Raw genomic sequence first — 4,879 nt, forward strand, 5'->3', positions numbered from 1 at the left:
CATCGCGGGGCAAGCCCGCTCCCACGCCAGGTGCTCCAGAAGGGGCATCAAGCGTGGGAGCGGGCTTGCCCCGCGATAGGTATGACGGTGTATCAGTTGTCGCTGGTGGCGTTGCTCTTGCGCCGCGGGATGCCCAGGCGCTGGCGACGCTCCCACAGGCACTTGCGGCTGACGCCCAGCTTGCGCGCCAGTTCCGTCTCGGTCATGTGGTCCTGGTGTTCAAGGACGAAGTGCTGGAAGTAGTCCTCCAGCGACAGGTCTTCGGTGGGCTCGTGGCTGGCGTTGCTGGCACCGTTGCTGACCAGGGCGGGCAGGTGGGCCAGGCCATCGACCTCTTCGAGGTCGCTGAGCTCGATGTCGATACCCAGCAGGTCTGCGGAAATCTCCGCGCTCTCGCTCAGGATCACCGCGCGCTCCACGGCGTTCTCCAGCTCGCGCACGTTGCCCGGCCAGCTGTAGTGACGGATGGCCTGTTCGGCTTCGTGGGAGAAGTGCAGGTCGTCGCGGCCGATGCGCGCGCTCTGGCGGGCGAGGAAGGTGTCGGCGATTTCGTTGACGTCGCTGCCGCGCTCGCGCAGGGCGGGCAACTTGAGCGCAATCACGTGCAGGCGGTAATACAGGTCTTCACGGAACTGGCCGGCCTTGGCCAGGTTCTTCAGGTCACGGTGGGTCGCGGCGATCAGGCGCACATCGACCTTTTGCGACTGTACCGAGCCGACCCGGCGGATCTCGCCTTCCTGCAGCACACGCAGCAGACGGGCTTGTGCCTCAAGCGGCAGCTCGCCGATCTCGTCGAGGAACAGGGTGCCGCCATCGGCCGCTTCGACCAGGCCGGCACGGCCGGCGCTGGCACCGGTGAACGCCCCTTTCTCGTGGCCGAACAGTTCGGATTCGATCAGGGTTTCCGGGATCGCCGCGCAGTTCACCGAGATCATCGGTGCCTTGGCCCGGCGCGAAAGATTGTGCAGGGCGCGGGCGACCAGCTCCTTGCCGGTGCCCGACTCGCCCTGAATCAGCACGTTGGAGTCGGTGGGCGCGACCTTGCGGATCTTGACGAACAGGTCCTGCATGGGCGCGCAGGAACCGATGATGCCGATTTCGCCATTGGCGGCTGCGGGGCTGGACTTGTCCGCGCCGGCCTTGCCATTGGTGGGCCGCGGCTCGGCGACCGCCGCTGCGGCTGGCGCGTTCTGCCGGTCGCGCAGGATGCGCGCGACGGCTTGCAGCATTTCGTCGTGGTCGAAGGGCTTGGCGATGTAGTCCACCGCGCCCATTTTCATCGAGTCCACCGCCGAGCGCAGGCTGGCGTAGCTGGTCATGATCAGCACCGGCGTGCCCTGGCCAAGCTTGATCAGCTCGGTGCCCGGGGCACCGGGCAGGCGCAGGTCGCTGACGATCAGGTCAAAGGTGGCGATGCTGAAGCGTTCCTGGGCTTCCTGCACCGAGCCGGCTTCGCTGACCTGGTACTGGTTGCGTTCGAGCAGGCGGCGCAGGGCCGAACGGATGATGGTTTCGTCTTCGACGATCAGAATGTGCGGCATTGATTCAATTCTCTCGACGGTCTCGAATTACAGGGGACGTCGCTACGACATGCCGGGGCAGGGTCACGCGGATCCGGGTACCACGTTGGCGCTCGATGTCGGCCGGGCTGTCGATGGTGATTTGCCCATAATGCTCTTCCACGATGGAATAGACCAGAGCGAGCCCCAGTCCGGTTCCCTCGCCTGGGTCCTTGGTGGTGAAGAAGGGTTCGAACAGGCGGTCCATGATGCTTTTCGGGATGCCGCTGCCCTCGTCCTCGACGATCAGGTCGACGGTGTGATCGCTGACTTCGCTGCGCACGCGCACGGCGCTGCCGGCCGGGGAGGCGTCGCGGGCGTTGGACAGCAGGTTGATCAGCACCTGGGCCAGGCGCTGCGGGTCGCCCTCGGCCCAGTGGTCGGGGTCGCAGAGGTTGAAGAACTGTACTTCGAAATTGCGCCGGTTCAGCGCCAGCAGACCAATGGCGTCCTGCGCCACTTCGGCGAGGCACACCGGCTCCTCGCTGTTCTGCTGGCTGCCGCCGGCATGGGCAAAGCTCATCAGTGACTGGACGATGCGCGAGACGCGCTTGGTCTGTTCGAGGATCTGGCTGGACAGCTCGATGATCTCGCCATCGCCCTCGCGCTCTTCACGCAGGTTCTGCGCAAGGCAGGCGATGCCGGTGATCGGGTTGCCGATTTCGTGGGCAACGCCTGCGGCCAGGCGGCCGATGCTGGCCAGGCGCTCGGAGTGCACCAGCTTGTCTTCCAGCGCCTGGGTTTCGGTGAGGTCCTCGACCAGCAGCACCAGGCCGCTGTTGCCCGGTGCCAGTGGCTCGTCGATGGCCGCCTTGTGCAGGTTGAGCCAGCGTGGCTGGCCATCGAGGGCCAGGCGCTGTTTGTGCAGGTGCTCGTCGGGTACGTTGATGAACCCCTGCAGCAGGCCGCGCCAAGGCTCGCCGATGGTCACCAGGCGCGAGCCGACCACGTGCTTGGCGGCGATGCCTGTCAGCTCTTCCATTGCCTTGTTCCACATCAGGATTTCCTGGTCCTTGGCCAGCGAGCAGACGCCCATGGGCAGCTCCTGCAAGGTCTGGCGGTGGTAGCGGCGCAGGGCGTCGAGCTCGGCGGCGAGGCCGGTCAGGCGCGAGTGGTAGTCCTCGAGGCGGCTCTCGATGAAATGGATGTCTTCGGTGACGTAGTTTTCGTTGCCGGACTTGTACGGCAGGAAGGTCTCGACCATGTCCTGGGCCACGCTCGGGCCCATCAGGCCGGAGAGGTTGGCCTCGATGCGGTCACGCAGGCGACGCAGGGCGTAGGGGCGGCGCTCGTCGAACGGCAGGTAGAGGTCACGCAGTGCCTGCTCGACTTCCTTCTGCGCGGCCTTGGCGCCCAGTGGCTTGGCCAGCTGGGTGGCGAATTCCTGGGGCGAGGCGGCGTGCAGCTCGCGGCGTTGCGGGCGACGCACGTTGTCCACCGCGCAGGCTTCGGCGGCACTGACCTCTTCGCTGCTGGCATTGGTGAACAGCGAAATCAGGGTGAACAGCAGGACGTTGGCCGCCAGCGAAGCAATGGCCGCCATGTGCCAGCTGGTGTCGTCCAGCACGTAGATCATGTCCAGCAGCGGAATGTAGAAGCCCTGCAGGTTGCCCAGCAGCGGCAGCAGCATGGTCACCATCCACACCAGCATGCCGGCCAGCAGGCCGGCGATGAAGCCGCGACGGTTGGCGGTCGGCCAGTACAGCACCGAAAGCACGCCGGGCAGGAACTGCAGGGTGGCGACGAAGGCGACGATGCCGAGGTTGGCCAGGCTCTGGTGGTTGTTCTGGGTAAGGTAGAAGACGAAGCCTGCGGTGATGATGGCGACGATCAGCGCCCGGCGCGTCCACTTCAGCCAGCGGTAGATGTTGCCTTCGGCCGGTGGCTGGTACAGCGGCAGCACCAGGTGGTTGAGGGCCATGCCCGACAGCGCCAGGGTGGTGACGATGATCAGCCCGCTGGCGGCCGACAGCCCGCCGACGTAGGCCAGCAAGGCCAGGGCCTGGTTGTTGGCGGCGATGCCCAGCCCCAGGGTGAAGTACTCCGGGTTGGTGCTGGCGCCCAGGCGCAGGCCGGCCCACAGCACCAGCGGCACGGCCAGGCTCATCAGCAGCAGGAACAGCGGCAGGCCCCAGCTGGCGCTGACCAGCGAGCGTGGGCTGAGGTTTTCGGTGAAGGCCATGTGGTACATGTGCGGCATGACGATCGCCGAGGCGAAGAACACCAGCAGCAAGGTGCGCCACGGGCCCTCCTGCAACGGCGTGTGCAGGGCGGCGAGGGCGGTCTGGTTCTGCAGCAGCCACACTTCCAGCCCGTGCGGGCCGCCGAACACGCCGTACAGCGCGTAAAGGCCAATGCCGCCCAGGGCCAGCAGCTTGATCACCGACTCGAAGGCGATGGCGAACACCAGGCCCTCGTGCTTCTCGCGGGTGGCGATATGGCGCGAGCCGAAGAAAATGGTGAAGAGGGTGATCAGCGCACAGAAGGCGAATGCCACCCGCGCTTTGACCGGCTCGCCGGTGAGGATGCTGATGGAGTCGGCCACCGCCTGGATCTGCAGGGCCAGCAGTGGCAGCACGCCGATCAGCATGAAGATGGTGGTCAGCGCGCCGGCCCAGGTGCTGCGGAAGCGGAACGCCAGCAGGTCGGCCAGGGACGAGAGCTGGTAGGTGCGGGTGATCTTGAGGATCGGGTAGAGCAGCACCGGTGCCAGCAGGAACGCGCCGGACACCCCCAGGTAACAGGCGAGGAAGCCATAGCCATACTGGTAGGCCAGCCCCACCGAGCCATAGAAGGCCCAGGCGCTGGCATAAACGCCCAGCGACAGGGTGTAGGTCAGTGGGTGGCGGATGACCGAGCGCGGGATCAGCCCGCGTTCGCTGATCCAGGCCACGCCGAACAGCACCAGCAGGTAGGCGGCGCTGATCAGGATCATCTGGGTCAGGCTAAAGCTCATCGGCATCTCGTTGGCTCTGCAGGATGAAAGTGACGACGATGAGGATCAGCCAGAGCAGGTAGGGGCGGTACCAGGCTCCGGTCGGTTCGATCCACCAGTCCATGATGGCCGGGGAGAACAGGTAGATCCCCACGACCAGAAGCAGGACCAAACGATAGATGTACATGCTGGCCTCGAGGGTTGGGCGCTGCGGGTTTGGACTTATTATTGGTGAAAATGGCGCAGGCGATGCTAGCGGGTATCGGTAGGGTTAGCCAAGGGTTTGAATTTACTGGGCTTTTGAACTTGGTTTTGCTTGTTCTGGCCCTATCGCGGGGGGAGGCGCCCTGCAAACCCCACCCCGCTCTCTCCTGGTGGGGGGGTT

General features: G+C 65.5%; 3 protein-coding genes. All 3 read right to left on the minus strand.

Translation table 11 applies throughout. The annotated features are described in order from the left end of the window. Nucleotides 1–92: 92 nt before the first annotated feature. The 3 genes from ACO6VM_RS15615 to ACO6VM_RS15625 are packed head-to-tail and all read right to left on the minus strand — an operon-like array spanning nt 93 to nt 4,681. A complete protein-coding gene (locus ACO6VM_RS15615; protein WP_347150363.1) occupies nt 93–1,541 on the minus strand; it encodes a sigma-54 dependent transcriptional regulator in 1,449 nt (482 codons plus the stop codon). Nucleotides 1,542–1,545: 4 nt separating this feature from the next. Continuing rightward, nucleotides 1,546–4,521, minus strand: a complete 2,976-nt coding sequence (locus ACO6VM_RS15620) for a sensor histidine kinase (protein WP_189654515.1) — start codon at nt 4,519–4,521, stop codon at nt 1,546–1,548. Continuing rightward, nucleotides 4,505–4,681 carry a hypothetical protein gene (locus ACO6VM_RS15625; RefSeq protein WP_003250005.1) on the minus strand — a complete coding sequence of 59 codons (177 nt, stop codon included), beginning with the start codon at nt 4,679–4,681 and terminating at the stop codon, nt 4,505–4,507. Before ACO6VM_RS15625 ends, ACO6VM_RS15620 begins: the two co-directional genes overlap by 17 nt. Nucleotides 4,682–4,879: the final 198 nt, after the last annotated feature.

It is taken from the genome of Pseudomonas sp. GZD-209, from assembly GCF_049310485.1.
Taxonomy (GTDB): domain Bacteria; phylum Pseudomonadota; class Gammaproteobacteria; order Pseudomonadales; family Pseudomonadaceae; genus Aquipseudomonas; species Aquipseudomonas sichuanensis.

Coding starts and splice junctions, on each gene's coding strand:
- ACO6VM_RS15615 (WP_347150363.1), bottom strand. CDS start 1,541: ATGCCGCACATTCTGATCGTCGAAGACGAAACCATCATCCGTTCGGCC.
- ACO6VM_RS15620 (WP_189654515.1), bottom strand. CDS start 4,521: ATGCCGATGAGCTTTAGCCTGACCCAGATGATCCTGATCAGCGCCGCC.
- ACO6VM_RS15625 (WP_003250005.1), bottom strand. CDS start 4,681: ATGTACATCTATCGTTTGGTCCTGCTTCTGGTCGTGGGGATCTACCTG.